General features: G+C 57.7%; 25 protein-coding genes and 1 pseudogene. 15 read left to right on the top strand and 11 right to left on the bottom strand.

Going from position 1 to position 26436, the window contains the following annotated elements:
• Positions 1-138: 138 nt before the first annotated feature.
• Positions 139-639, bottom strand: a complete 501-nt coding sequence (locus BLU01_RS28245) for a methyl-accepting chemotaxis protein (RefSeq protein ID WP_231987152.1) — start codon at positions 637-639, stop codon at positions 139-141.
• Between the two features lie 372 nt (positions 640-1011).
• Positions 1012-2166: pseudogene (locus tag BLU01_RS28240) on the bottom strand (FIST signal transduction protein); the annotation flags it as partial.
• Between the two features lie 199 nt (positions 2167-2365).
• Here BLU01_RS28240 and BLU01_RS01385 point away from each other — a divergent pair.
• Both BLU01_RS01385 and BLU01_RS01380 read left to right on the top strand, forming a co-directional pair.
• Positions 2366-4951: a bifunctional diguanylate cyclase/phosphodiesterase gene (locus BLU01_RS01385; RefSeq protein ID WP_092269804.1), complete on the top strand. Its 2586-nt coding sequence runs from the start codon at positions 2366-2368 to the stop codon at positions 4949-4951.
• A 126-nt stretch (positions 4952-5077) separates the two neighbouring features.
• Complete coding sequence (locus BLU01_RS01380; RefSeq protein ID WP_092269801.1) at positions 5078-5443, top strand: hypothetical protein; 366 nt, start codon at positions 5078-5080, stop codon at positions 5441-5443.
• A 75-nt stretch (positions 5444-5518) separates the two neighbouring features.
• On the opposite strand, the gene BLU01_RS01375 is transcribed toward BLU01_RS01380, so the two are convergent.
• Positions 5519-5998: a phage infection protein gene (locus BLU01_RS01375; protein ID WP_092269799.1), complete on the bottom strand. Its 480-nt coding sequence runs from the start codon at positions 5996-5998 to the stop codon at positions 5519-5521.
• 218 nt (positions 5999-6216) lie between these two features.
• Between BLU01_RS01375 and BLU01_RS01370 the strand changes: the two genes are divergently transcribed.
• On the top strand, positions 6217-7755 hold the full coding sequence (locus tag BLU01_RS01370; RefSeq protein WP_092269796.1) for a DUF2235 domain-containing protein: 1539 nt from the start codon (positions 6217-6219) through the stop codon (positions 7753-7755).
• Positions 7755-8411 (top strand): DUF2931 family protein, encoded by a 657-nt coding sequence (locus BLU01_RS01365; protein WP_092269793.1) that lies wholly within the window; start codon positions 7755-7757, stop codon positions 8409-8411. The genes BLU01_RS01370 and BLU01_RS01365 overlap by 1 nt, the downstream gene beginning before the upstream one ends.
• Positions 8412-8493: 82 nt before the next feature.
• Here the strand turns inward: BLU01_RS01365 and BLU01_RS01360 are convergent, their stop codons facing one another.
• The 4 genes from BLU01_RS01360 to BLU01_RS01345 all read right to left on the bottom strand — a co-directional run bounded on the left by BLU01_RS01360 (position 8494) and on the right by BLU01_RS01345 (position 9957).
• Positions 8494-8895 carry a GFA family protein gene (locus tag BLU01_RS01360; RefSeq protein ID WP_092269790.1) on the bottom strand — a complete coding sequence of 134 codons (402 nt, stop codon included), beginning with the start codon at positions 8893-8895 and terminating at the stop codon, positions 8494-8496.
• Positions 8896-9051: 156 nt separating this feature from the next.
• Positions 9052-9408 carry a DUF7079 family protein gene (locus BLU01_RS01355; RefSeq protein WP_092269787.1) on the bottom strand — a complete coding sequence of 119 codons (357 nt, stop codon included), beginning with the start codon at positions 9406-9408 and terminating at the stop codon, positions 9052-9054.
• A 67-nt stretch (positions 9409-9475) separates the two neighbouring features.
• Complete coding sequence (locus BLU01_RS28445; RefSeq protein WP_456238996.1) at positions 9476-9583, bottom strand: GFA family protein; 108 nt, start codon at positions 9581-9583, stop codon at positions 9476-9478.
• Between the two features lie 101 nt (positions 9584-9684).
• Positions 9685-9957 carry a hypothetical protein gene (locus BLU01_RS01345; protein ID WP_092269784.1) on the bottom strand — a complete coding sequence of 91 codons (273 nt, stop codon included), beginning with the start codon at positions 9955-9957 and terminating at the stop codon, positions 9685-9687.
• 343 nt (positions 9958-10300) lie between these two features.
• Here BLU01_RS01345 and BLU01_RS27485 point away from each other — a divergent pair, with 343 nt between their 5' ends.
• From BLU01_RS27485 to BLU01_RS01325, 5 genes are all read left to right on the top strand, one after another.
• On the top strand, positions 10301-10660 hold the full coding sequence (locus tag BLU01_RS27485; protein ID WP_149086457.1) for a hypothetical protein: 360 nt from the start codon (positions 10301-10303) through the stop codon (positions 10658-10660).
• 248 nt (positions 10661-10908) lie between these two features.
• A complete protein-coding gene (locus BLU01_RS01340) occupies positions 10909-12267 on the top strand; it encodes an MATE family efflux transporter (protein WP_092269781.1) in 1359 nt (452 codons plus the stop codon).
• A gap of 150 nt (positions 12268-12417) precedes the next feature.
• A complete protein-coding gene (locus BLU01_RS01335; RefSeq protein ID WP_092269778.1) occupies positions 12418-13830 on the top strand; it encodes a saccharopine dehydrogenase C-terminal domain-containing protein in 1413 nt (470 codons plus the stop codon).
• A 359-nt stretch (positions 13831-14189) separates the two neighbouring features.
• On the top strand, positions 14190-14753 hold the full coding sequence (locus BLU01_RS01330) for a YceI family protein (RefSeq protein ID WP_092269775.1): 564 nt from the start codon (positions 14190-14192) through the stop codon (positions 14751-14753).
• Positions 14754-14853: 100 nt separating this feature from the next.
• Positions 14854-15576, top strand: coding sequence for a GNAT family N-acetyltransferase (locus BLU01_RS01325; protein ID WP_092269772.1), 723 nt, complete (start codon positions 14854-14856; stop codon positions 15574-15576).
• A gap of 643 nt (positions 15577-16219) precedes the next feature.
• Here the strand turns inward: BLU01_RS01325 and BLU01_RS01320 are convergent.
• Complete coding sequence (locus tag BLU01_RS01320) at positions 16220-17161, bottom strand: class I SAM-dependent methyltransferase (RefSeq protein ID WP_092269769.1); 942 nt, start codon at positions 17159-17161, stop codon at positions 16220-16222.
• Between the two features lie 218 nt (positions 17162-17379).
• Between BLU01_RS01320 and BLU01_RS01315 the strand changes: the two genes are divergently transcribed.
• The 3 genes from BLU01_RS01315 (at position 17380) to BLU01_RS01305 (ending at position 19765) form a co-directional block, all read left to right on the top strand.
• Entirely contained in the window at positions 17380-17787 is a 408-nt protein-coding gene (locus tag BLU01_RS01315) for a response regulator (RefSeq protein WP_092269766.1), read from the top strand.
• A gap of 105 nt (positions 17788-17892) precedes the next feature.
• The gene (locus tag BLU01_RS01310; protein WP_092269763.1) at positions 17893-18561 is read left to right on the top strand and encodes an HAD-IA family hydrolase; all 669 of its coding nucleotides are present in this window, start codon (positions 17893-17895) and stop codon (positions 18559-18561) included.
• A gap of 265 nt (positions 18562-18826) precedes the next feature.
• A complete protein-coding gene (locus BLU01_RS01305; RefSeq protein WP_092269761.1) occupies positions 18827-19765 on the top strand; it encodes a cyclase family protein in 939 nt (312 codons plus the stop codon).
• Positions 19766-20172: 407 nt separating this feature from the next.
• Here BLU01_RS01305 and BLU01_RS01295 read toward each other — a convergent pair whose 3' ends face one another.
• Positions 20173-21075 (bottom strand): LysR substrate-binding domain-containing protein, encoded by a 903-nt coding sequence (locus BLU01_RS01295; RefSeq protein WP_092269756.1) that lies wholly within the window; start codon positions 21073-21075, stop codon positions 20173-20175.
• 115 nt (positions 21076-21190) lie between these two features.
• Between BLU01_RS01295 and BLU01_RS01290 the strand changes: the two genes are divergently transcribed.
• Genes BLU01_RS01290 through BLU01_RS01280 form a run of 3 tightly spaced genes read left to right on the top strand, consistent with a single transcriptional unit; the run spans position 21191 to position 23446 of the window.
• Complete coding sequence (locus BLU01_RS01290; RefSeq protein ID WP_092269753.1) at positions 21191-22207, top strand: aldo/keto reductase; 1017 nt, start codon at positions 21191-21193, stop codon at positions 22205-22207.
• Positions 22208-22209: 2 nt separating this feature from the next.
• Positions 22210-23007 (top strand): SDR family NAD(P)-dependent oxidoreductase, encoded by a 798-nt coding sequence (locus BLU01_RS01285; RefSeq protein ID WP_092269751.1) that lies wholly within the window; start codon positions 22210-22212, stop codon positions 23005-23007.
• A 28-nt stretch (positions 23008-23035) separates the two neighbouring features.
• Positions 23036-23446 carry an SRPBCC family protein gene (locus tag BLU01_RS01280; protein WP_092269748.1) on the top strand — a complete coding sequence of 137 codons (411 nt, stop codon included), beginning with the start codon at positions 23036-23038 and terminating at the stop codon, positions 23444-23446.
• Between the two features lie 780 nt (positions 23447-24226).
• On the opposite strand, the gene BLU01_RS01270 is transcribed toward BLU01_RS01280, so the two are convergent.
• Both BLU01_RS01270 and BLU01_RS01265 read right to left on the bottom strand, forming a co-directional pair.
• Complete coding sequence (locus tag BLU01_RS01270; protein ID WP_092269742.1) at positions 24227-25621, bottom strand: sensor histidine kinase; 1395 nt, start codon at positions 25619-25621, stop codon at positions 24227-24229.
• Positions 25599-26282 (bottom strand): response regulator transcription factor, encoded by a 684-nt coding sequence (locus tag BLU01_RS01265; RefSeq protein WP_092269740.1) that lies wholly within the window; start codon positions 26280-26282, stop codon positions 25599-25601. Before BLU01_RS01265 ends, BLU01_RS01270 begins: the two co-directional genes overlap by 23 nt.
• Positions 26283-26436: the final 154 nt, after the last annotated feature.

The raw sequence follows: 26436 nt of genomic DNA, 5'->3' as shown, positions 1-26436 counted from the left end.
CGCAGCCTGCGTCCGGCTGCGCAGCAGTCGTAAAATCAGCAAACGCGGTGTTTCAGAAAGACTACGCGTTGAGGGTTTACGACTGCTTCGCAGCCGGACGCAGGCTTCGCCAGCTGCTACAAAAGGTTGTGTTATGGGTCAAAACGTCGCGTGGGTCAGCCCGGTCAAGGTGTCGGCGATGGATTTGGTCCGTTGCGCCGTGCCTTCGGTGGTGCGGCTTGACTCTTCCAGCACGTCGAGCATTTCGCGCAAGGCTTCCACCGCAACGGATTGGTCCTCGATTTGCTGCGCCACCAGCTGGATCTCGCCCGACAGTAAATCAATATCGACGCCAATCTCCGCCGCATTCTTGCGGGTGATTTCCGCCAGTTTGCGCACTTCGTCCGCCACCACGGCGAAGCCTCGGCCCATCTCGCCGGCCCGCGCCGCTTCAATGGCGGCGTTGAGCGCGAGCAAATTGGTCTGCCCGGCGATCTGCTGGATCACTTGCACAATCGACTGAATTCGCAGGCTCGAACCGGCCAATGCGCGGGCGCCGACCACCGCTTCACCTGCTTGTGTGGCCAAGTGCTCAACCGTAGTCCCGGCCTGCGTAGCTACCGTGTTCTGCCGGTCGATAGTGCCGGCCAAGTCATCCATCGAATGGTGCAACTCGCCCGAGTAATGCTTGATTTGCGTCGACATCTGCTCTTGCTGCGCACGGGCCTGGGCCAACACTTGACCCAAGTCCGCGAGGCCGTCAAACACCGGCAGAATCGTGCTGTCGAGGCCACGAGTTTCCAGCGCGCTGCTGAAATCCTGTTCCTTGAACGCCATGATTTGCTTGACCACGACGTGGTTCAAACCGGCGAGTTTCTTGATCTGCCGGCGCAGGAAAAACGCTTTGAATTCGCCATAGTGCGCGATGAAATTGTCGACGTATTCATCGGCAAACGTGGCGCCCTTGGCCACGCGAAAGAAGAAAATCGCGGTCAGCGTCTGGTTCAGGTTCAACCCCAGAATCTCGCCGAACGTCGAAAAACCTGCCAACGGCACATCACCGAAAATCCCGGTCATGCTCGCCAGATCGCTGCCGTTATTCAGTCGGCGCAAGATGCAGTCGTTGAGAATCGCCGCCAGCGGCTGACCCCCTTTGCCGCGCAGGAATTTCTGGTAATCGGAGCGCGTGGCTTCGCGCAACGGCGTGCGCTTGACCATGACCATTTCTTCGCCGGGTGCGACGTCGCAAAACAACTGAACGATTTGCTGTTGATAGTCGATGCGCGCAATCGAGCGCACAAACAATTCGTCGCCCACGCGGATCGCAAACGAGTAATCGGCCAGCTTCTTTTCCAGCGCCTGAGCGCTGCACTCGAAGGCGTCGCACAGTGCCTGGACCATGCTTTTGATATTGCCGCGACTGTCGATCACCTGGTCGATGGTGCGATCTTCCACCGACGCCGTCAGCACGCTGAAACTCAGCCCGGCCGGTTGGAAATTCTGACTTTTGAACACGCCGAAACGCACATCCGCTGCGGTTTTCAGGAACACAATCTGCGCGTGATTCTGGTAGCTGCGCTGGCCGTCGTGGATCAGCGTTTGCTTGAAGTCGGACTTGCCACCCGCCGATCCGCCGACGAACAGACAAGGGAAACGCCCCGACTCATAAAGCGCTTCCATAAAGAACGATTCGGACGCCGACAGGCCGTCGAAAACCACGTAAGCCAAGGTGTCGCGATGATCAATCGGTGTACGCACCTGAGCGTGTTTGATGTTGTTCACCAGTTTCGCAATCCGCTCGCGCATCGCCATGCGCGGCCCACCGCCGCGAATGTCCTCGCACTCCAGCGGCACCATCACCACCTCGGCGGAGGCAATCACACTGGCGTCGAACAACTGCAACACCAACCGATCCCAACGCTCGCCGGTCGCGCAATACAACGAACTCGCGCCGTTGCTCAACTCCCCCGACGTCGTGCAGAGGCTGATCGCACAGTTGGCAAAACGCCGTTTCAACTTGGCGGCGACTTGGTCAATGTCCAGATGCGGTGAGACAAACCCGGTGACCAACACCGGCGCAATGCGCAGCGCGGCCAAGGCATTGTCGAGTTCGCCAGCGCTGCAAGACACGCTCGCGGTGCCTTGGGCATGGGCGCGGGCCTTGGTGAAAAGGTTCAGAGGGTTCATGAGGGAGCTCGTTTTAAAGGAAGGCGTGACGTGACGTATGTTCGGCGCGATGTGATGTATCGGCAGCTTGCATCTCGGCTGAAGCGTTTCAGCAGGTTTTTTTGCGACCACTTGTCCGTTAGGTCAATAAACTCATAATTCTGCGACCCCGGCCGATAACTTCAGATACAACAACTCGCCTCTACGATTGCGGGAATCTATGCCGACCAATCTCGCCTCAATTGCCAATCGCCTCACTGATCGCTCAAGCCTGTCGCTGGCCCGCGCTTCTTTGTTCAAGTTTGTCGCGCTGCTGGCAGGGGTGTTTGTGCTTGCCAGCGTTTCACTGGTGTATCTGGCAAATGACCTGGATCGCACGGAAGAAGTTGAAAGTGCGTTTTATGCGAAGAAGGCAATGCAGTCGCTGGAAAAGTCGATGCTTTCGACTGTCAGGGATTATGCGTTCTGGGGCGATGCCTACAGGCACTTGCACGTTGAAGTAGACGTCGATTGGGCCTTCGTTCAACAAAATATCGGGCCAACTATCTATTCCGATTTTGGCTTTCAAGGCCTGTTCGTGGTCAACGACACCAATCGCACGGTGTATTCGGTGGTCAAGGGAGAGTTGAAAGCGGTTGAAGTATCGCAATGGCTCGGTCAGTCGATTACCGCGATAGTCGATAAAGCGCGCGCAGGTGCAGAAACGGAAACACCGACAACTGCGTTTATCAATGTTAATGGCGCGCCGGCGCTTGTCGCCGCGGCGGCCATAACACCGGGCACTGACCCAACAGCCGTGGCTGATGATCGGCCCGCGTCGGTGTTGATCTTCGTCAACTTGCTGAACAGCGCCAAGCTCGAGTTGATGGGAAATGACTTCGGAGTGACGCGCTTACATGTCGCGACGCCCGATGAAATGAGTGCAGCGTTTGCTGTTCCCCTAAGTGATAACGCCGCAATTGGCAGCCTCTACTGGACTTCATCCAGGCCAGGCCTGCGTTTGTTGGGAATAGGCTTGCCGTTGATCGGTATTGCCGCGTTGTTAGTGTGTTTGATGACATGGGCCATTTTGCGTCGTACAACCGCCGGGGCGCTGGTGCTCGACGCCAGTTACGCCTCGCTGCAAAGCAGTCAACAGGCGTTGGCCACCAGTGAAGCGCGTTTTCGTGACGTGGTTGAAGCCAGTTCGGATTGGGTCTGGGAAATAGATGCTGATTGGCGTCTGACCTTCTTGTCCGAGCGATTCGAAGCAGTGACGGGACTTTCCAGAACTGCCTGGACCGGCGCATCAATAGACGATCTGTTGAGCACTGAGTTAGGCACTTTGTCGCAATGGCTGAGCATTCCCAATCGTCGCCCGGATATCAGCGTTCAATGCCGTTACGTCGATATAAAAGGACGGGAACGCATCACGCGCCTGTCCGCTCGAGAAATGTCCGGTGAAGGATTTCGCGGCACGGCGACGGATGTTACCGAGGAAGTAGAAGCGCGCCGCCGGATTGAATTTCTGTCACAACATGACGCGCTGACCGGGCTACCTAACAGAACGCGTCTGCAGGAGTTTCTGGACGGCAAACTCAAGGCGTTGCCGACAGTTGAGCAACCGTTGGTAATGCTCAGCCTGGATCTTGATCGATTCAAACCGGTCAACGATTTACTCGGGCACGCGGCCGGCGACCTGGTACTTAATGAAGTTTCCAGCCGTTTGGCAGATTGCGTACGCGAGGGGGACTTGGTAGCACGGATCGGCGGCGATGAGTTTGTACTGATCCTGACCGACATGAACTCATCGGTAGAAGTTGAAGCGCTCTGCCGTCGATTGATTGATTCCATTGAGCGGCCGATAGCGCTGGATGAACAGGAAGTGTTCGTCAGCGCCAGTATTGGCATTGCGATGGCGCCAACCGACGCGCTTGAAGCCGCCGAGTTACTGCGTTATGCCGATATTGCGCTGTATGAAGCCAAGGCCGCCGGGCGTAATACCTGGCGCTACTATGCCGGCGATATGAACGTCAGGATCATCGAGCGCCGGCGTCTGGAAAGCGATTTGCGCTTCGCCATCAAGAACAACGAACTGCGGCTGTATTTCCAGCCACGTTATTCCATCGCCGATGGACGCATGGTTGGCGCTGAGGCGCTAGTGCGGTGGCAGCATCCCGAACGCGGCTTGATATCTCCCGACACGTTCATCCCGATTGCCGAAGAATCCGGACTGATCCTGGCTTTAAGCAACTGGGTGCTGAACACCGCTTGCAGTCAAGCCGCGCAGTGGCCGCAAAATCTTTTCGTCTCAGTCAATCTTTCGCCGATCGAATTCAAGACCGGCAACTTGTTCGAACGCATCCAGAAAACGCTTCACAACAGCGGAATCGATCCGGCCCGCGTAGAGTTGGAAATCACTGAAAGTGTGATGCTGGACGATGCCGCTGGCGCATTGGAAGTCATGAAAAACCTCAAGCGCCTCGGTGTGCGCATTTGCATGGACGACTTCGGCACCGGGTATTCCTCGTTGAGTTACTTGCGCGCCTTCCCGTTCGACGGCTTGAAAATAGACCGCAGCTTTTTGAATCGACTGGAAGAAAGTGCCGACGACAACGCGATCATCCACGCCATTGTCGGCCTCGGACGCGCTTTATCCCTCACTGTTACAGCGGAAGGCATTGAAACAGCAGAACACTTGAAGATGCTTAAAGCGGTGTCTTGCGATGAAGGGCAGGGTTACTTCTTAAGCCGACCGCTGGACATCGACGCGTTTGACGCGTTGGTCGAAGCCGCTGACATGAGTGCCGTTAAGAGCAGTGTTTGAATTTAGTCGCGGTGTAGATGCTGTAAATCAGATCGAGAAAGTGTTTTTGACAAAGATGTCAGTCATGTCAGCCTGTTAGGTAATTGCCAACCCAATGGTAACTACCAACTAAAGGACACGAAATTTATGGACGACCATTTTTCCCCAGTCAGCGAGCGTTTGCACAATCGTCGATTCGCCGTAGCGGGCAACGCCCACGGGGTTTCCGGTGCGGGCACGGTTTTCCATTACTACGTCGACGGGCATGTCATTTCGAGCACGTATCAGGGCGGCAGGATTCGCACGGGAAATCAGGTCGGCCACGTAACCGGGCCTGACACGATCGAGTTGCTTTTCCAATGCCTGACCACGGATGGCGAGATGCTTGCCGGTTGGTCCCGAGGCACGGTTGGCGTTGATGATGCTGGCCGGACGACGCTGGCGTTCGTTTGGGGTTGGTTGTCGGGGGCGACTGGAGGAGGGGAGTCGAGCTATGTTGAGGTGTGCGATTAGCAGAATTCCAAGTGCGAATAAGCCCGGCTGATTAGGCCGGGCTTTTTGTTGGCGCACTGCTTTAGAACTCTTCATTCATGCGATGCGGTTTTGGTTCAGACGGTCGGAGCCACCTTCAGCGACGCGGTTCTGGTTCAGACGGTCGGAACCACCTTCGGCAACGCGGTTCTGGTTCAGACGGTCCGAGCCACCTTCGGCAACGCGGTTTTGGTTCAGACGGTCGGAACCACCTTCGGCAACGCGGTTCTGGTTCAGACGATCCGAGCCACCTTCGGCAACGCGATTCTGGTTCAAACGATCCGAGCCACCTTCAGCGACGCGGTTCTGGTTCAGACGATCCGAGCCACCTTCAGCCACGCGGTTCTCGATCAAACGATCCGAGCCACCTTCAGCAACACGATTCTGGTTCAAACGGTCCGAACCACCTTCAGCCACGCGGCTTTCAATCAGTCGATCCGAGCCGCCTTCAGCGACAGCCTGGTGAGCAGAGGAAGCGGCGAAAGCGTTAACTGCGAAAACCGAGAAAGCGATGCTGAGAAGGATTTGGCGTTTCATGATCGTGTGCTCCGGGTGTTGTTAGTTGGGTATGGAGCGGATGTTACGCCGCGGATTTTTTATGAGAACTTCATTGACGTGATGGTAACTATCGACGTTGGTAATGGTCGGAATGAAGCGCCTATGGTTTGAGTGATGGCATCTGGCTACACGTTGCCTGAAAGGACCCGCGGTGGCACCCTCGACGCCCGTTGCACCCAGGAGCAGGAAATCAAGGAATGAGTGGCTACGTCCCCAACCCCCCAAAAGACTATCGATACCACGAGGCCAAGCCTGTCGATATCCATGCCCGACGCTGGGCAGAATATGAGAAACACGGAAAGGCGCCGGCTCCTCAAAAAGAAAAAATCAGCATCGCGCTGAGAATTGGCGTGTTCTTCGATGGCACTGGCAACAACGCGAATAATACGGCTGCTGGGTTGTTGTGTGGTGCGCACAACCCCATAGCTGCGGCGGACATTGACCCCAGTTGCAAGCCGTTTATGGCTGATCCTGACAGTAGTTATGGCAATGACGTCAGCAATATAAAAAAGCTGAGTGACCTGTATTACGCACCGCAAAAGACTGAAGGCGAGGGCCCACAAAAACGCGCATCTCGCATGATCTACATGGAGGGTATCGGCACTCTGTCGGGCGAAAAAGACAACCTGGTCGGGCAGGGTACCGGCAGGGGTGATACGGGCGTCGCCGGGCGTGTGCAGCTTTCATTCGCTCAAATACAACAACGAATTGATGACGTGCTCGCGAACCATCCCGGCTGCGAAATCACATCATTGATCTTCGATACTTTCGGGTTCAGCCGAGGTGCGGCGGCGGCTCGCCATTTTGCCAATGAAGTCGTACGCGGCCCACAAGGCCCTTTAGGGAATGTGTTGCGCGGGAGTTCAGAAGCTTTCAGTTCAAACTTCATCGCCCAGTACAAAAGCGGAATCAACATGGGCTTTATAGGTTTGTTTGATACGGTGCCATCGATTGCCGGATGGTCGAATTTGGGCAATATAAAGAGCTCCGTCGCTACGGGGATAAAGCTCTATTTGGATCGAAGGTTTTTCGACGACGTCGTGCAGTTAGCCGCCCGCGACGAATGTCGAGGCAACTTTGCTCTCAGTAGCATCAAGCCGGATTTCCCTGAGATTACCTTGCCAGGTGTGCACTCTGATATTGGTGGCGGTTATCTCGATGAAGCTCAGGAGTGTGTACTGATCAGCCCAATGCAAGCGTTGGAAGTGTCGATCCATACGGATGTAGTGACTACCTCGATCTACCGCGATGCCGTTAAGGTCAGAAGCCAATGGTTAGCCAAGGGGTGGCCCGCAGAGTTTTTAGAGATCGTCACGCCTCCAGCGATTCAGATAAAGGATCAGCAAGACCGGTTCAGTCCTCCCATGAAGCGAGTTTATGCGGCATTGCAGCTCAAACGCCCTATAAGCGGAAAACTGTCGAGGGTCTACTTGCATCTGATGCACAAATTGGCAAAGGAGAAAGGAGTTCAGTTTGACGATATCCCCGATACTTCCGGGCTGGCGGTCCCGCAGGAACTTCAAGCTATGAGCGACAGATTCGTCGCCGGCGACTACAGCACTACGCCTCAAGAAGAACAGGTGCTGGGACTGAAGTACATTCACACGTCGGCGAACTGGAATCATCCCCTGGGTCGAAATGATGGAAGCGGTTTGAAGGCTGTTTACATCAACGCACCTACGCAGGACGGTGTCCGCGTAAAACACCCTCATGTACCCGACTGGACGCTTTGGTAATGAAAATATGGATATCGCTTCTGGGCGCGTTGCTCATTACAGGCTGTCAGTCTGCCTACTCGCTTTCCGCACCAAGTGATACCCAGGCAAAAGCGTGGGAGCTCGCTTTTACCGAGCCTGACTACATGAAGGTCTGGGTTGAAGACAGCTCTGTCCAGGACATTACTGGCAAAGTGTTTTTTAAAACAGGCGGCGGGCGCGCGGCGGGTGGCGAACCTGAAGATGGGAAAGAGTCGGCTCGTGGCTGGACGGGAGTCGGTGGTAGCGGAAAAACCGTCGTAGGTGCGGATTTGCCCATTCGGATATTTGTACGGTGGCAATCGATTGTGGAGCAGAAAACCTACCGGGCATGGGTGGACATACCGGAGAAGGCTCGTCAGATCATGACCTCTTCTACCAGCGAGCGGTGCTCCACAACTCCTGAAAAAGAACCCAGGTTTATGGCCTCTGTTTATTTAGGTCTGGCTCCTGGCGGAGTTGTGCAAGTTTGGGTCAGGGACTCGTGTAACCAACCCGTGAAGGTTGCCAAAGGTTTGGCGGAGATTGAGCCCTTAGGACCCGACCAAGGCAAGAATGAAGGCCGGTACGCCTATCCCGTAAGTGAGAAGGCTAAGCGCTACATCGATCAGTACGGCATCCCTTACGGTAGTTGGTAAGAGCAACGCACAATAAAAAACGGGCACCATCGCGGTGCCCGTTTTCTTCCATCGCAGATTAATCACAACTGACCGAAAACCATCACTGCTCCTGCGGCCACCGATCTTCAATCTCGAACCACGACGCCTTCTCCGATACACACGTATGCCGCTGCTTCGCCGCACGAAACGGCGTATCAAGTGTGCCAACTGCAATCGAAATCCAATCCGCATACGCGCCGTTGGCGTCAGACCAAAACAGCGAAGTCCCGCAGTTAGAACAGAACTGCCGCGTGATGCCGGGCGACGATTGAAAACGCTTGAGCGCCTCGACGCTACTCGAAATCGAAACCGCCGACCTCGGGGCGCTGGCATAAGTCGCAAACGCGGCGCCGTGAGCCTTTCGGCACTTGCCACAATGGCAATGCGAAACGGCTTTCAGCGGCGCCGAAACCTGATATTTGACTGCGCCGCAGAGACAGCTTCCTTGATGAAATTCATCCATGGTCATCGGTTCCTCGACAGAAGTAGGGGAGGGGCAAGGCCCGCAATGCTACGACGATCACGGGCACAAAAAAACGGGCGCCAACACGGCGCCCGTTTTTCGTAACTGGTATTTCATAAAACTCTGCGGGTAAAAATTCGATTGTGCATTGGGGAGTCAAAGCCTCTGAGCAATTTCCTTCCACATGTAGTCGTAGTTGTATTTCAGCCATAGCACCAGCGCCTTATCGAACTGCCTCCGCAGCCAATTACGTTCCTGCGCCGCCAGTCTTTCCTCAATGGTAGTTCTCAGCCAGTCGGGGTCAAAACCTGTCCAGACCGAGGGCAGGACTGCTGCAATATTGGAGAAGCACACGGGCGCTACTTCTGAGTAAAAGATTTCATAGAGGACTTCTGCATCGACCCCTTTGACTTCGCGCGCGATATATTCGTAATCGGTTGGAAAATAATTGAATGGTTCGGACAGCGCGGTTCTGACGTCTGTCAGTTGTGGTTCGGTCAGAAAATGTCCCAATGGGAAAACTCCTCCAGATCACCCGACGAGAACTCATTTGGTGAAGGACGTCCGCAGTCATTAGCACTCATCGTCTGCATTTCCGACATTGGCAGTCCGGAACATCTTTAAGCGGCGCCGAAACCTCATATCTGACTGCGCCGCAGAGACAGTTTCCTTGATGAAATTCATCCATGGTCATCGGTTACTCGACAGAAGTAGGGAAGAGGCAAGACCCGCAATGCTACGACGATCACGGGCAAAAAAAAACGGGCGCCAATACGGCGCCCTTTTTATTTACTCTTTAACCTGCGCTCGCAAGCGCCGGCCGATCACGTCCATCAAGTCGCAACCGTCGCGCAACGAAATGACCAGCAACTTGCAGAAGTCCGCCAACACTACCGTGTCGCAACCAATCTCGGCGCGGTAGGCGATGTTTTCCAACACCTGCGTAACCGAACGAATGCGGTAATCGGCCATGGCTTGCAGGACGTCGAGTGGGGCTTGGGTGTCGATGAGCAGGGAAGCCGGGACCAGGTCGATTCCGGTTAGAGGCATGTAGCGTTCCATAGGTGAAACTCCGAATCAGATTTAAGTAAAGGACTGATCCGATCTGCAGGTCGCCAAACCTGGGTCGCTTTTTGGGGCGACGGGGTGACTCTAGGTTTTATTGGTTTGCGGCGATAGGGGAAAACTCCGAGATTGGTGTAGGAGTATGGGGTCATTTTTTCAAAGACTTGTAGCAAGCAGTCCTCGGCTTATTAGTGGAGCTTCACTAATGCTCGCACTTAGTGGGTAAGGGCTGCTTTCGACCCTTTGCTGCCGGTCGCGACGCGCGACAAGCGGCCATGTTAAGTTGCGATCAGATGCAATCACCCAAGCGATGCCGCTCGTAGGCCCAAATGAAAAGGGAATGATTTCAATGCTGGGATATAGCAAGTTTGAATGGATTTTTGCGGGGGTTTTGGGGGTCGTACTCTTCAGTTGGATTTTATGGCCGGCAGAGAAAAAACCCACCGAACCGAAGCCCGAAAGAGCTAGCTCATCGGAAATAATGAAATGCTCTGAGCTGATCAAAACCTCTGCAACCCACCCATCTACAGTAGTCCTCCACGAGCTGGCAGGCACATCAAGTGACCGGAAAGGCCCGGGCGGATCGTCTAGAGTCAAAATGGATTTCGAAGCCAAGAACGCTTTTGGTTTACAACTGGAATATCAGGCCGTCTGCCAATTCGCTAAAGGAGTGCCGTCGATTCAGATTTTCAACCGTTAGCAGGTCAAGGGCTTGCAGCGATGTAGGCCCTTAGCGACCGGCTGCATTACAGACCCTAGGACTGTAGGAAATAGAACGCTCCTCAATGCCCGCTTTTGGCCGATCTCTGCCCCGCACGAACGGATAAAATCCGCTTCAACTCCCTCCACGCAAACCCAAATCAACCCCAATACATCCAACCCCATCAACCCAGCCTCCCTTAGCGTAGAATCCCCCAAGCCCCACCCGCCACCCGAGACGGACTCTCAATGCAAACCCCAACCACCCAATACCCCCTCTGGAAAACCTACCTGCTTTTCCTCGCCCCCATGGTCCTCTCCAACTTTCTGCAATCCATGTCGGGCACGATTAACAGCATCTACATCGGCCAAATGCTCGGCACTCAGGCGCTCGCGGCTGTGTCGGGGATGTTCCCGATCGTGTTCTTCTTTATTGCTCTGGTGATCGGGCTCGGGGCTGGCGCGGGTGTACTGATCGGGCAGGCCTGGGGCGCGCGGGAGACGCATTTGGTCAAAACTATCGCCGCGACGACGTTGCTGTTGGGCGCGATGATCGGGCTGCTTGCGGCGGTGTTGGGGAGCATTTTTGCCAGGCCGGCGTTGCAGGGTTTGGGCACGCCGGCGGATGTGTTGGACGACGCGGTTTCGTATGCGCACGTGATGATGTGGATCATGCCGTCGCTGTTGGTTTATGTGCTGTTTACGCAGTTGTTGCGCGGGGTCAGCGACACGGTTTCGCCGTTGGTGGCGTTGGTGGTGTCGACGTGTATCGGGTTGGCGCTGACGCCGGCGTTGATTCGCGGTTGGCTTGGTTTTGCGCCGCAGGGGATTCAAAGTGCGGCGTATGCGGGGTTGGTGGGCAATTTGTCGGCGATGGGGTGGCTGGCGTGGCGGTTGATTCGCAAGGGGCATCCATTGGCGCCGGATCGCGAGATGTTTGCGGCGATGCGTCTCGACCTGGCGATTCTCGGCAAGGTCTTGCGCATCGGCTTGCCGACCGGGTTGCAGATGGTGGTGTTGTCGGCGTCGGAGTTGGTGATTCTGGCGTTGGTCAATCAGCATGGCTCGCAGGCGACGGCGGCGTATGGGGCGGTGACGCAGATTGTCAATTACGTGCAGTTTCCGGCGTTGTCGATTGCGATTACGGCATCGATTCTCGGCGCGCAGGCGATTGGCGCGGGGCAACTACAGCGGATTACGCCGATCTTGCGCACGGGCCTGTTGATCAATGTGTGTTTGACCGGTGGTTTGGTATTGCTGGGGTATTTGTTGTCGCACTGGTTATTGGGGTTGTTCCTTACTGAACCGACGACGCAAGCGATGGCCGAGCATCTGTTGCACATCATGTTGTGGAGTTTGTTGGTGTTTGGTTTCCAGGCAATTATCGGCGGGATCATGCGCGCCAGCGGCACGGTGTTGGTGCCGATGGCGATTTCAATTGTCTGTGTGGTCGGCGTGCAGTTGCCGGTCGCGTATTGGCTGGATACGCACTATGGACTGCAAGGTGTGTGGATGGCGTTTCCGGTGGCTTACTTGGGCATGTTGGCGTTGCAGACGGCTTACTACAAGTTCGTCTGGCGGCACCAGAAGATCGAGCGGTTGGTATAGCGCAGTTGTTTGCTGAAGTTGAAAGCTGTCCTTTGGTGGCTGGCTGTCAGATATGACAGTAGTCGCCGGGGCAGGGCGCGAGTAGGTTGATTGCATACCGTTAAGTTGTCGGGCCGTGTAACGGGCAACGGGCATGGAGGCGCAATCAACATGGACAATCACTGCGTATTTTCCGGCAGGTTCGTATTTGTCGGATTTGGTTCTATTGCCCGGGCGACATTGCCATTGTTGCTGAGGCAGGAGCATATTTCGGTCGGCGACATCACCGTACTCGCGCCTATTATTGAAGACCGCGAATGGTTTGCGCAGCAGGGTATTGAGTTCATTGAAGCGCAACTGACCCAAGACAACTATGCAAAAACGCTGGATCGTTACGTCAACCCCGGTGACTTTATCGTCAATGTTTCGGTGGGCGTCAGTTCGGTAGCGCTGATGCACTATGCCGCGCATGTTGGCGCGTTGTACCTCGACACTTGCGTTGAACCTTGGGAAGGCGGTTATGCCAGTCCGGACATGTCGTTGTCCCAGCGCACCAACTATGCGCTTCGGCATAGCGTGCTTGAACTGCGTGAAGTGATTGATAAAGGCCCGACGGCAGTCGTCGCGCACGGCGCCAATCCGGGTTTGATTTCGCATCTGTTGAAGGCTGGTTTGGTGCAACTGGCGGGGCAACTGAAAACTGCGTTGCCGATGACGCGCAAGGGCGTTAATTGGGCGGCGCTGGCGATGGACATGGGCGTGAAGGTCATTCATGTCGCCGAGCGCGATACGCAGAAAACCCGGCAGATCAAGGAGGACGACGAGTTCGTCAATACGTGGTCGGTCGATGGGTTTTTGAGTGAGAGTCTGCAACCAGCGGAGCTGAGTTGGGGCACGCACGAGAAGACTTGGCCGGTGGATGCGCAGCGTCATCAGTTCGGTTCGCGTAACTCGATTTTCCTCGAGCGGCCGGGCGCCAGTGTGCAGGTTTACACCTGGACGCCGCTCGGCGGGCCGTGCCTGGGGCGGATGATTACGCACCACGAAACTGTGTCCACCGCCGATTACCTGACCGTCCGCGAGTTGGGCAAAGAAGTCTACCGACCGACTGTTTATTACGCTTATCACCCGTGCGACGACGCGTTGCTGTCGATTGACGAGTTGATTGGCCGTGGCTGGAAACCGCAAACCCATAAACGAATCATGAACGATGAGATCATTCTGGGCGGCGTCGATGCGCTCGGGGTGTTGCTGATGGGCCACGATTTGAACGCGTATTGGTATGGCTCGCTGTTGCGCATCGACGAGGCGCGGGCCATCGCGCCGTTCAACACGGCGACCAGTCTGCAGGTGGCTGCCGGGGTGTTGTCGGGGATTGTCTGGGCGGTGCGCCATCCGAACGAAGGCATCGTTGAGGCGGAGCAAATGGACTACGAGGAAGTGCTGGAAATCGCCACGCCTTACCTCGGCACGTTGACCGGCGTGCAGACCGATTGGCAGCCGCCGGAGAGGGTGTTGCAGCCATTTTGTGCGCCGGGTAAAGCGCCGGATCCCTGGCAGTTTGAGCAGTTTGTGAGTCGCTGAAGCGCTGGGGAGAATTAGAGATATTGGTGGGGCTGAGCTTGCTCGCGATAGCGGTGGGTCAGGTGATGTATGTGTTGGCTGGGATGACGCTATCGCGAGCAGGCTCACTCCTACACTGGATTTGTGGAGGGTGCGGGGTTTGTGCTCGGCGTTGATCCTGTAGGAGCTGAGCTTGCTCGCGAAAGCGGTGGGTCAGGTGATGTATGTGTTGGTTGGGATTACGCCTTCGCGAGCAAGCTTTGCTCCTACGGGATTTTTGGTGGGGGTGGGGTTTGTGGCTGGCGAATATCGCGGTGGCGCAAACGCGGGTTCTTTGCTTTATTCCTCCTATCCCGGCAATTCGCCGATCGGAGAATCCCATGCGCTTTCGTTTCCCGCATTTCGCCGTCATTGTGGCGGCCATGGTCTTCGCCGTCAGCAGCCAGGCCGCCGAGTTCAGCGAGGTCAATGTCGCCGCCAGCCAGATCAGTTTCACCTTCAGCCAATTCGGCTCGCGGGTCTACGGCACCTTCGGCAAGTTCGAAGGCACACTCGATTTCGACACACAAAACCCCGGTGCAGCGCATTCGACGCTGCACATCGACCTGACCAGCATCGACGCCGGCAGCAGCGACGCCAATACCGAATTGCAGAAACCCGCCTGGTTCGACACTGCCGCGCATCCGTTGGCGATTTTCCAGTCCACCAGCATCCGAGCTCTCGGCGATGACCGCTATCTGTTCAGCGGCGACCTCACGCTCAAAGCCGTCGCCCGCCCGATAGAAGTCCAGGTCCAACTGAGCGCAGAAAGCGGCATCGGCATATTCGTCGGCGAGTTTGCGCTCAATCGGGATGACTTCAAGATCGGCGCCGGGGAGTGGGCCGACAGCGTGGTTTCGAAAAACATCGACATTCGCTTTCGCATCGTCGCGCCCCAGCGCTAGCGGGTGCGAATGCGCAGGCGGCGTAAGGCGGCTGACGCGTTACAATGCGCCGGCCCGCTGCGAACGCGTCAACGCCTTTATCCCCGGAGTCAGCCTTTCGATGCACCAGATCAGCCATTTCAAAACGCCGTGCCCGGAGCACATCAATAGCCAAGTCCTGCAACTGGTGGTCGACAACCTGACCGACATCAGCGCCGTCGCGTTGCCGCCGAGTAACCTGTTGTACAACGTTTACCAATACGCGATCGGCTATGAAGTTCACCTCTATCTGGAGGCGTTGAACGGGGCGAAGGGCGTTGCGGTGGAGTTGATCGTGGCGACCGATGTCGACGACCCGCAGAAGGTCATCGGCTTCGTGTTGTACCTGCCGGTGAAGGACGATCCCGAGGCCTGTGGCGTCGCGTACATGGCGGTGGACGCGAGCCATCGGGGCCAGGGCGTGGCCCGCGCGATGCTGCGCGAAATGGTCGGCCGCTACCCGCATGCCGAACTGACCTGCAGCGTGGCCAAGGTCGGTTATTTCGAAGCGCTGGGGTTTCAAGTGGTCGGCGTGCGCGCCACGCAAGTGCTGATGAATACCCGCGATCACGGCACCGATGGCTTGATGGCGGTGCTGGACACGGCACCGATCTACAGCTCGCTGGAAGTGCGGCAGATTCACCATTACCTGCTGCAGAAGAATGGCAAACGGGCGATGACCGACGCGGAAAAACAGCGCGATCGGCATCTGGACCAACTGACGCGCAAGGCCAACGAATTTGTCCGCGAGCGCTTGGGCGACGCCGCCGTGCCGGCCATCACCCCAAGATTGCGCCTGGTGTAACTCCCGCGCCCCAGCCAAATCCCCTGTAGGAGCCGAGCTTGCTCGCGATGGCGGTGTGTCTGGCACGCACGTGGTGAATGTGGAACTGCTATCGCGAGCAAGCTCGCTCCCACATTGGATTTATGTTGCCCGCAAAATCCAGCATCCACTGAAGATCCCCTGTGGGAGCCGAGCTTGCTCGCGATGGCGGTGTGTCTGACACGCAAATTGTGAATGTGAAACTGCTATCGCGAGCAGGCTCACTCCTACATTGGATCTGTGTTGCCCATAAATCCAGCATCCACTGAAGATCCCGTGTGGGAGCCGAGCCTGCTCGCGATGGCGGTGTGCCTGGCACGCACATGGTGAATGTGAAACCGCTATCGCGAGCAGGCTCACTCCTACATTGGATCTGTGTTGTCCTCCAATCCAACATCCACTGAAGATCCCCAGTGGGAGCCGAGCTTGCTCGCGATGGCGGTGTGTCTGACACGCGAATTGTGAATGTGAAACCGCTATCGCGAGCAGGCTCACTCCTACATGGAATCTCTGTTGCCCATAAATCCAGCATCCACTGAAAATCCCTGTGGGAGCCGAGCTTGCTCGCGATGGCGGTGTGTCTGACACGCAAATTGTGAATATTTAACCGCTATCGCGAGCAGGCTCAATTCCCTTGCTGAAACACCAACGCTTTCAACCCGCGTTCAACATCGGCGTCGGGAAATTCCGGTGGGTTTTCCAGGCGTTCGACGAAGTGCAAACTCGGCGCCTCACGGGTTACGCCGTCGATCAAGAAGTCCGAGCCAAACGCCGGATCGTTCATGCACGCCAGCACCGTGCCTGTCTCGGTGAGCAATTCCGGCAAGCGCCGTAGCACGCGCTGGTAATCCTTGGTCAGGAGAAAACTGCCTTTCTGAAACGACGGCGGATCAATAATCACCAAGTCATAAGGCCCTTTGCCAATCACCTTGCCCCAGGACTTGAACAGGTCGTGACCGAGGAATGTCACTTTGCTCAGGTCATGGCCATTGAGCCGATGATTGTCGCGGCCACGGCTCAGCGCCGAACTGGACATGTCCAGGTTGACCACGTGCGCCGCGCCGCCCTCGATCGCCGTCACGGAAAACCCGCAGGTGTACGCGAACAGATTCAGCACCCGTTTGCCCTCGGCATTTGCCCGCACCCAATCGCGGCCGTAACGCATGTCGAGGAACAACCCGGCGTTCTGTTTGCGGCCCAGGTCCACCCGATAATTCAGGCCACCCTCGGTGATGGTCATCTCATCCAGCGCATCGCCCAGCAGCCATTCGGTGGTGCTTTGCAGCAAATACCTGTGCTGCAGCAGCAAGGTGTGCGCGGCGGATTGCTGCCATTCGGCGGAGCGCGTGAGGTCCATCAGCAACTGCTTCAAATCCTCAAGCTGCTGCGGTTCGGGTTCTTTGAACAACGACACCAGCACCACGCCCTGCAACCAGTCGACGGTCAACTGCTCCAGCCCTGGCCAGCAGCGCCCGCGCCCGTGAAACAGCCGCCGAGTTTCGGCCGGGGCAGTGGCCAGGGCGGTCAGCAGGTGAGCGTGAAGAATGGCGAGGGCGTCAGGGTTCATCGGGCAACGTCGGCAATGTGAGGGGGCGGCATTTTAACCACAAACGTCCTTGAGCAACGTCTGGATATCAACTCGCTGGCAGCGCTGTGCAGCTTTGTTCGGTGATTTCGTCACTTGCTTGTATCAAAAATGAATTTCCTCAGAGTCCGCTGCTCATACCTGATAGGTAGCGTAATTGAGCTGCAAATTCATTTGTGCAATCAGGGAGTGGGACGGTCATGAATCCAATAACAATGGCGGGCGAGCCGGGTCCTGGCGGCTTGATTCTGGTAGTGGAGGACGACCCGTTGATCCTGGAGTTTCTGTGCGAGATTCTGCAGGAAGAAGGTTTTGCCGTAGAGCCGCAGATCAGCGCGGACGCGGCGACGTTGTACCTCGAAGAAAACGCCGATAAGATCAGCCTGTTGCTGACCGACATCACCATGCCCGGCAAGCGCAACGGCGCCGACCTGGCGAATGATTTCGGCGATCGCTGGCCGGAAAAACCGATCATGATCATGTCCGGTTTCGAGACGCCGGAAACTTCCGGGGTGCGTCACGAGGTGTCGTTCATCAAGAAGCCTTGGGCGCTGGGGCAGTTGCTCGATTGCGTTGAAGGCGCATTGAAATCGCGCACCGCGCCTTAGACCGACGCTTTAGCCTGTACGGCGATTTACCCTCTACACAGTCGATTGCGGCCGACCTGCGGTGCTACATTGCCGCACTGGTCCGGCCCGATAGGAAGTTGTCTTTTGTCTGCTCAAAAATCTGTTTTCAACACCTCATACCGCGCGTTTCTGTTCGACATGGACGGCACCGTGCTCAACTCCATCGCCGCCGCCGAGCGCGTCTGGGCCGCGTGGGCCGAGCGTCACGGCCTCGACGTTGTGACGTTTTTGCCGACCATCCACGGTGCGCGCGCCATCGATACGATCAATCGCCAGGCCTTGCCCGGAATTGATGCAGAAGCCGAGGCAAGGTTTATCACCGAAGCGGAAGTCGAGGACGTAGAAGGCATTGTCGAAGTCGCCAACGCGGCGAAATTCCTCAAAACCTTGCCTGCGCAGCAGTGGGCAATCGTGACGTCGGCACCGAGGGCTTTGGCGTTGCGGCGGATGGCGGCGGCGGGGATTCCCGAGCCGGCAATGATGGTCACGGCCGAGGACGTGAAGGCCGGCAAGCCTGATCCTGCGGGTTATCGGCTGGCCGCTCAGCGGTTGGGCGTGGACGTGACCGAATGCCTGATTTTCGAAGATGCGACCGTGGGTATTCAAGCGGCGGAAGCGGCTGGCGCTGATGTGTTGGTGATCACCTCGACTCACGAGCATCCGCTGGAAACGCCGCACGCGACATTGGCCAGTTACGATGCGGTCGAAGTCGTCGTAGATGCGGATGGCCGACTGCGCTTGCAGCCGACTTGACCGACATTGCATTGATTCGCCACCACGCTGGCTGATCCTTGTCTTGTGGGAGCATGGCTTGCCCGCGATGGCGTTGCTGAAATCGCTATCGCGGGCAAGCCATGCTCCCACAAGACAACCACGGCATTCGCGGGCAAGCCATGCTCCCACGCGACAACCAGAGCACTCGTGAGTATCCGGAACAAATGTATTGCCCGCGCCTGTCTGTTTCCGCACAGGCGGGCTGCGTACCGTGGGGTCACTGCCAACCCACAGGGACGCCCCCATGCTCAATCGTTTGATCCTGCCATTCACCTTGCTCTTCTCGTTCAGCGCCGCCCATGCCGCCGATGCCGAAAAATGGTACCCGTCAAAATACGGTGCTGACGACGAAATCGGTGCGCTGAATCTGTTGAACGCCGACTCGGTGCTCAACGCCGCCAAACTGATCAAGACCGGCAAAACCTATCCGCTCGCCGTGCCGATCGACAAAACGCTGCCAGCCTTCCGTCATCGCAGTTTCAACCTGACCAACGTCCAGCCGGGCGAGGCCGGCGGCACGACGATGGGGCCGAACAAATTCACTTTCAACGATGAGCTGGTGGTCGGCTGGACCGGCGTCGGCACGCAGCTCAACGGTATCGGCCATATCGGCATCGATTACGTCTACTACAACGGCAACCGCGCCGCCGATTTCGTCACCGTCGAAGGCGTGAAAAAACTCGGCATCGAGAAGGTGCCGCCGATTGTCACCCGTGGCGTGGTGCTGGACATGACCGCCGTGTACGGCACGCCAATCGTCCCGGAAAAAACCGAATTCAGCGTCGCCGATATCCAGAAAGCTCTCGACCTGCAAGGCGTGACCATCCAGAAGGGCGATGTGGTGTTGTTCAACACCGGTTGGCTGGAACTGCTCGGCAAGGACGACAAAAAATTCCTCGCCGTCGAGCCGGGCATCGGCATGGCTGCCGCGAAATGGCTGGTCGACAAACAGATCGTCGCGTTCGGCGGGGACACCTGGGCGTCGGAGATCTACCCGGCGAAAGACGGCCAGGAATTCCCGGTCAACCAGTACATGCTCGCCAAGAACGGCATCTATAACCTCGAGTTGATCGACAGCCGCGCGCTGGTCAAAGACAAGGCCTGGGAGTTCATGTTCGTCCTCGGCCAGCCGCTGTACAAAGGCTCGACCCAGGTCAACATCAACCCGGTCGCGATTCACTGAATCGACGTTCCCCCTGTAGGAGTGAGCCTGCTCGCGATGGCGGTGGGTCAGCCGGTTTAATGTCACTGACCCACCGCGTTCGCGAGCAAGCTCACTCCTACAAGGGGATTTTTGTGAGTAGCGAAATTGGTGTGGTGCCACCCATCCTTGTGGGAGCCGAGCTTGCTCGCGATGGCGGTGGGTCAGCCAGTTTGATGTCACTGACCCACCGCTTTCGCGAGCAGGCTCACTCCTACAAGGGGATTTTTGTGAGTAGCGAAATTGGTGTGGTGCCGCCCATCCTTGTGGGAGCCGAGCTTGCTCGCGATGGCGGTGGGTCAGCCAGTTTTATGTCACTGACCCACCGCTTTCGCGAGCAAGCTCGGCTCCTACGAGGGATCTTCGCAGGGACGCAGGCTTCATGTTGATCAGTCGGTCGACGAAACCGGTTCAGTCAGCACTTTGCGGAACGTTTCCACCAGCGGTCGCAGGTTGATCCGGTGCCATGCCGCCCACAAGGGTGTGGTGAACGAAATCCACGGCACGTCTCGCAACACTACGCCCGGCGGGGCGTTGCGGCTCAAGCCTTTCTGAATCATCGCGATCCCCAGCCCCGACGCCACCAGCCCCAGCGCGGTAAACGGCTCGGTCGCTTCCATACGAATATCCGGGGTAAAACCGGCGCGGATACAGGCGCTGATAAAGTCTTCGCGGCTCGCACAATTTTGCCGATGCTGCACGCCAATCCATTCCTGATCAGCGAGGTCTTCCGCGCGCAAAGTTGGCTGCTGCGCCAACGGATGATGCTCCGGCAATGCCAGCAGCATCGGGTCGTCCAGTACCTGAAAACCCAACAAATCCGGGTCATCGGCGACGGGCGGTTCACTGACCAAAGCGATATCCAGACTACGCTGGCGTAGGCCTTCGAGTTGTTCGGCGGAGCTGAGGTTGTACAACGCGACGTGCACATTGGGCCGATCCACGCGCAACACGCGCAACGCATTCGGCAGCACGCCGGCGTGCATGGCGTTCTCGATATAGCCGATGCACAAACCGCCTTCTTCGCCACGACCCAGGCGTTTGCCCAAGGATTCGAGGCGGTTGGCGTGGGTCAGCAAGGCGCGAGTTTCGGCGAGAAAAGTCTGGCCGTCGCGGGTCAAGCGGATGCGCTGCTGGCTGCGTTCGAACAGCGTCAGGCCCAAACGCTCTTCGAGTTGAGCGATCTGCCGACTCAGCGGCGATTGCGAAATGTGCAAACGTTCGGCGGCGCGACCGACGTGTTCTTCCTCGGCGACGGCGACGAAGTAGCGCAATTGGCGGATGTCGATCATGTCAGACCTCTGGGGACTCAAGTGCTGCGCATTATGTCTTGGACGGTCCGACTCTCGCAATCTACGATCGGCTCAACGGTCACAAGAGCTGACCCTCAACACAGAGGAATCACCCATGAGCTTGAAAGACAAACTGCCCGGCGCGCTGGGTTTCGGCACCGCACCACTCGGCAACATGTTCCGCGCCATCCCTGAAGAAGAAGCGCAAGCCACCGTGCACGCTGCCTGGGATGCTGGCGTGCGCTACTTCGACACCGCGCCGTTCTACGGTTCGGGCCTCTCGGAAATTCGCTTGGGCGCCGCATTGGCCCAGTACAACCGCGACGACTACGTGCTCAGCAGCAAGGTTGGCCGGGTAATTCTCGATGAAATCGAAGACACCGCATCGCGCGATCTGGGCGAGAAGAGCGGCGTGTTCGAACACGGCCGGCCGAACAAAATCGTCAACGACTACAGCGCCGACGCGACCCTGCGTTCGATTGAAGACAGCCTCAAGCGTCTGCAAACCGATCGCCTCGACATTGTCTGGATTCACGACATCGCCCAGGATTTCTACGGTGATCAGTGGCTGGAATACTTCAATCAGGCGCGCACCGGCGCGTTCAAAGTGCTCACCCGTTTGCGTGAAGAAGGCGTGATCAAGGGCTGGGGTCTGGGCGTGAACAAGGTCGAACCTTGCGAACTGACCCTCGACCTGACCGAAGCGCAGCCGGACGGTTTCCTCTTGGCCGGCCGCTACACGTTGCTCGACCACGACCGCGCGTTGCAGCGTTTGATGGAGTCGGCACTGGCGCAAAACGTTGAAATCGTCGTCGGCGGTCCGTACAGCTCGGGCATCCTCGCCGGCGGTGCGCACTTTGAGTACCAGCAAGCCAGCCCGGCGATTATCAACAAAGTCGAGCAAATCAAGCGCATCGCCGCGGCTCACGGCGTCAGCATCAAAGCGGCGGCGTTGCAGTTTTCCCTGGCGAACCCGGCGGTCGCTGCGGTGATTCCTGGGGCCAGCCGTCCCGAGCGAATTGCCGAAGATGTCGCGGCGTTGAACGAAGTGATTCCTGCAGCGTTCTGGCAGGCACTGCGTGATTCGAAGCTGATTTCCGAACGCGCGCCACTGCCGATCATTGGAGCTTGAGCATGAAAATTGATCTGACTGGAAAACTCGCGATTGTCAGCGGCAGCACCGCTGGCATTGGCTTGGGCATCAGCAAGGCGCTGGCCGAATCCGGCGCGACGGTGGTGGTGATCGGCCGCGACTCGGCCAAGGTTGAGCAGGCGTTGGCGAGCATTCTCCACGACGTGCCGGGCGCGCAATTGCGGAGCCTGACCGCCGACCTCGGCACTGCCGAAGGCGCCGAAAAACTCTTCGCCGCCGAACCGCACGCCGACATCCTGGTCAACAACCTCGGGATCTTCAACGAGGTGGACTTCTTCGACGCGCCGGACAGCGAATGGACGCGCTTCTATGAAGTCAACGTGATCTCTGGCGTCCGACTGGCGCGGCATTACACGCCGCAGATGGTCAACAACGGCTGGGGCCGGGTGATCTTCCTGTCCTCGGAATCCGGCGTGGCGATCCCGGCGGACATGATCAACTACGGCGTGACCAAAAGCGCCAACCTGGCGGTGTCGCATGGCTTGGCCAAACGCCTGGCGGGCACTGGTGTGACGGTCAATGCGATTTTGCCTGGCCCGACGTTCACGGATGGTCTGGAAGAAATGCTCAAGGACGCCACCGCCGAATCCGGCCGCAGCGCCCGCGAAGAGGCCGACGCTTTTGTCCGCAAGGCGCGGCCAAGCTCGATCATCCAGCGCGTCGCGGACGTCGCCGAAGTGGCGAATCTGGTCGCTTACATTGCATCGCCTCTGTCCTCGGCAACCACTGGCGCTGCGTTGCGCGTTGATGGCGGCGTCGTCGACAGCATGGCAATCTGAACCCCGAATTCATCGAGAGAAATCATTTATGGCAACTGCATCAGCATTTATCGACATCCCGGCTTCGGCCGACGAAGTGTGGCAATTGATCGGCGGCTTCGACACGTTGCCGAACTGGCTGCCGTTCATTCCCAAGAGTGAACTGAGTGAAGGCGGGCGCGTGCGCACCCTGCAAACGGCGGACGGCGCGGTGGTCGTCGAGCGTTTGCAAACGTTCGACAACGCGGCAAAAACCTACAGCTACTCGATTGAACAAGCGCCATTCCCGGCGACCGATTACCTGGCGACATTGCGCGTAGAAGCGCAAGGGCAGGGCGCGCGGGTAACGTGGTCCGGTCGTTTTAACGCCAAAGGCGTGACCGATGCCGAAGTGGAAGCGCTGTTCGACGGCATCTACAAGGGCGGCCTCGAAGCCCTGCGCGCGAACTACCCGGCCTAAAACCCCCGTGTAGGAGCAGAGCTTGCTCGCGAAAGTGGTCTATCAGCCGACATCAAATTGGCTGACCCACTGCCATCGCGAGCAAGCTTTGCTCCCACAGGGATTGGTGCCCAACCACAAATCCCGATGCCAGCAAAAAAACCTGTAGGAGCTGAGCTTGCTCGCGATAGCGGTCTATCAGCCAACACCAAATTGACTGGCCCACTGCTATCGCGAGCAAGCTCGCTCCCACAGGGATTTGTGGCAAACCACCAATCCCGATCCCAACCAAAAAACCTGTGGGAGCTGAGCTTGCTCGCGATAGCGGTGGGTCAGTCACCACAATTTTCAACTGGCAGACCGCCATCGCGAGCAGGCTCACTCCTACAGGGATTGGGGCTAAGCCAAAAATCCGGACGCCAGCAAAAAAACCTGTAGGAGCAGAGCTTGCTCGCGAAAGCGGTCTGTCAGCTGAAGCCAAACTGGCTGACCTACCGCAATCGCGAGCAAGCTTTGCTCCCACAGAGATTGGTGCAAAACCACCAATCCCTATCCCAACCAAAAAACCTGTAGGAGCTGAGCTTGCTCGCGATAGCGGTCTATCAGCCGACACCAAATGCCTGACCCACTGCTATCGCGAGCAGGCTCACTCCTACAGGGATTGGTGTTAAGCCACAAATCCGGACTCAGCAAAAAAACCTGTGGGAGCTGAGCTTGCTCGCGATAGCGGTGGGTCAGTCACCACAATTTTCAACTGGCAGACCGCCATCGCGAGCAAGCTTTGCTCCCACGGCGGTTTCGTCAGGTCTGGGCGATGAGGTTTTCTCGGCAATCAAGCACCAGGCGTGCGCCGCCGCGTTCGCTGGTGCCGACGTCGAGGGTGAAGCCGTGCAGGCTGACGATTGCCGCGACGATCGATAATCCCAGGCCAAACCCGCTCTGCTGATTGCCACCCTCCGCGCGATAGAAGCGTCGAAACACCGCTTCACGTTCCGCCAGCGCAATTCCCGGTCCGGAATCCAACACTTCAATGCGCGTATGTCCGCCCTCATTCAACCCACGCAAAATCACCTCGCCACCCGGCGGCGTGAATTTGATCGAGTTGCTCAACAGGTTCGCAATCGCCTCAAACAGCAACGCGCGATCACCGTTCAATGAGGGCAGCGACTCCGGCAGTTGCAGCTGGAAAACCAGTTCGCCTTCTTCCGCCAATGGCAGATAAAAGTCATGCAGTTCCTGCAGCAACGGCATCGGGTCAAGCTGCACAAACCCCGAGCGCCGCTGCCGATCTTCCAGTTCGGAAATCCGCAACAACCCACGAAAGCGCGCCATCAGCGTATCGGCCTCAGCCAGCACCGAATCCAGTTGCTGCACCAGCGGCGAACTGTCGTCGGCCTGTTGCTGAATCCGGTACAGCTGAGCGCGCAGCCGTGTGAGGGGCGTGCGCAGATCGTGGGCAATGTTGTCGCACACGCCTTTGACTTCGTTCATCAAGCGTTCGATGCGTTCGAGCATGGCGTTGACGATAGCGGCGAGCATGTCCAGTTCGTCGCGGCGGTTCGACAGCGGCAAGCGATGGGTCAGGTCGCCGGCGACGATGGCCTCGGCGCTGGCCTGGATCGCGCGGATCCGCCGCAGCGGCCGGCGGCGCAACAGATGCCAGCCGGCGATGCCCGGCAGGATCGTCAGCGAAACCCCCCAGAACAACGCGTGCAGGATGATTTGCGTCACAGCAAACAGCGAACCGTTGTCGCGCACCAGCACCAGCCAACGCCCATCCAATGTGCGCGTGGCCACTGCATCACAACTGTCGGCGGGCAGGGTCGGGTCGTCGGATTCGGCGCAACTGGAGAGCATGTGAATCCGCCCGTCCAACGGCAATTCCGCGGGGATCTCGCGCAGGGCGCCGCTGAGGTAACGCTGCTCGGCATCGAACAAGCCATAGGCGTCGATGCCGCGAATATCAAACATCATGCTGGCGCCGAGCGCGTCTACCAGTTGCTCGCCCTGAAAGCGTGAAAACAAGTGCTGGCGCTGCATCAACGAGTGCTTGGCGAGGTTGTCGAGGTAGCCGGAAACCTCGTAATACATGACGCCCATGAGGATCGCGCTCCACGCCACAAACAGTGAACTGTAGAGCGCGAGCAATCGGCTGCTGGAGGACCGCCAGCCTTTATAGGGGTTCAGCAATGACATACCCCGAGCCTCGCACGGTGCGGATCAACGGGACATTGCCGGGCGGATCGATCTTCTTGCGCAAGCGGCCGATGTGCACGTCGATCAGGTTGGTGCCGGGGTCGAAGTGATAACCCCAGACTTCCTCGAAAATCATCATCCGCGACAGAATCTGCCCGGTGTTGCGCATGAGGAATTCGAGCAGTTTGTATTCGGTCGGCAGCAACGTCAGCAATTCGCCGTTGCGGCTCGCTTCGTGGCTGATCAAATTCAGTTCCAGGTCCGCCACCCGCAGCGTGGTGGCTTGGGCGCTGACGGTGTTCTGCCGACGCAGCAACACTTCGACCCGCGCGGCCATTTCGTCGGTGGCGAAAGGCTTGGTCAGGTAATCGTCGCCGCCGGCGCGCAAGCCGCGCACGCGCTCATCAACGTCGGACAGCGCGCTGATCATCAGGATCGGCGTGGCCACGCCCATGGTCCGCAGCGTGGTAACGATGGCCAAACCATCGAGCTCCGGCAACATGCGGTCGAGGGTGATCAGGTCGTAATCGCCGCTGACCGCGCGCGCCAGGCCTTCGCGGCCATTGTCGACCCAATCCACGTCGAGCCCGTGGCTGCTCAACTCAGCGACAATCTCGCGGGCGGTCACGGCGTCGTCTTCGATGGTCAAAATGCGCGTCATAAGGGCGGCCTGCTGTGCGGTTCGTTACAGAATGCGGGCATTTTGCCAAGAAATGCGCGCGGCTAATTAAATTAACTTTCATGTTGCTGGGAGATCAGCTGCGGGCGCAGGTTTCGCCTGACCCCAAGCGGTAATAAAAGCTACAAGCGCAAGT

This window comes from Pseudomonas prosekii, from assembly GCF_900105155.1.
GTDB lineage: Bacteria > Pseudomonadota > Gammaproteobacteria > Pseudomonadales > Pseudomonadaceae > Aquipseudomonas > Aquipseudomonas prosekii.
The sequence above is the reverse complement of the archived record's forward strand: the minus strand, read 5'-3'. Positions and strand labels throughout refer to the sequence as shown.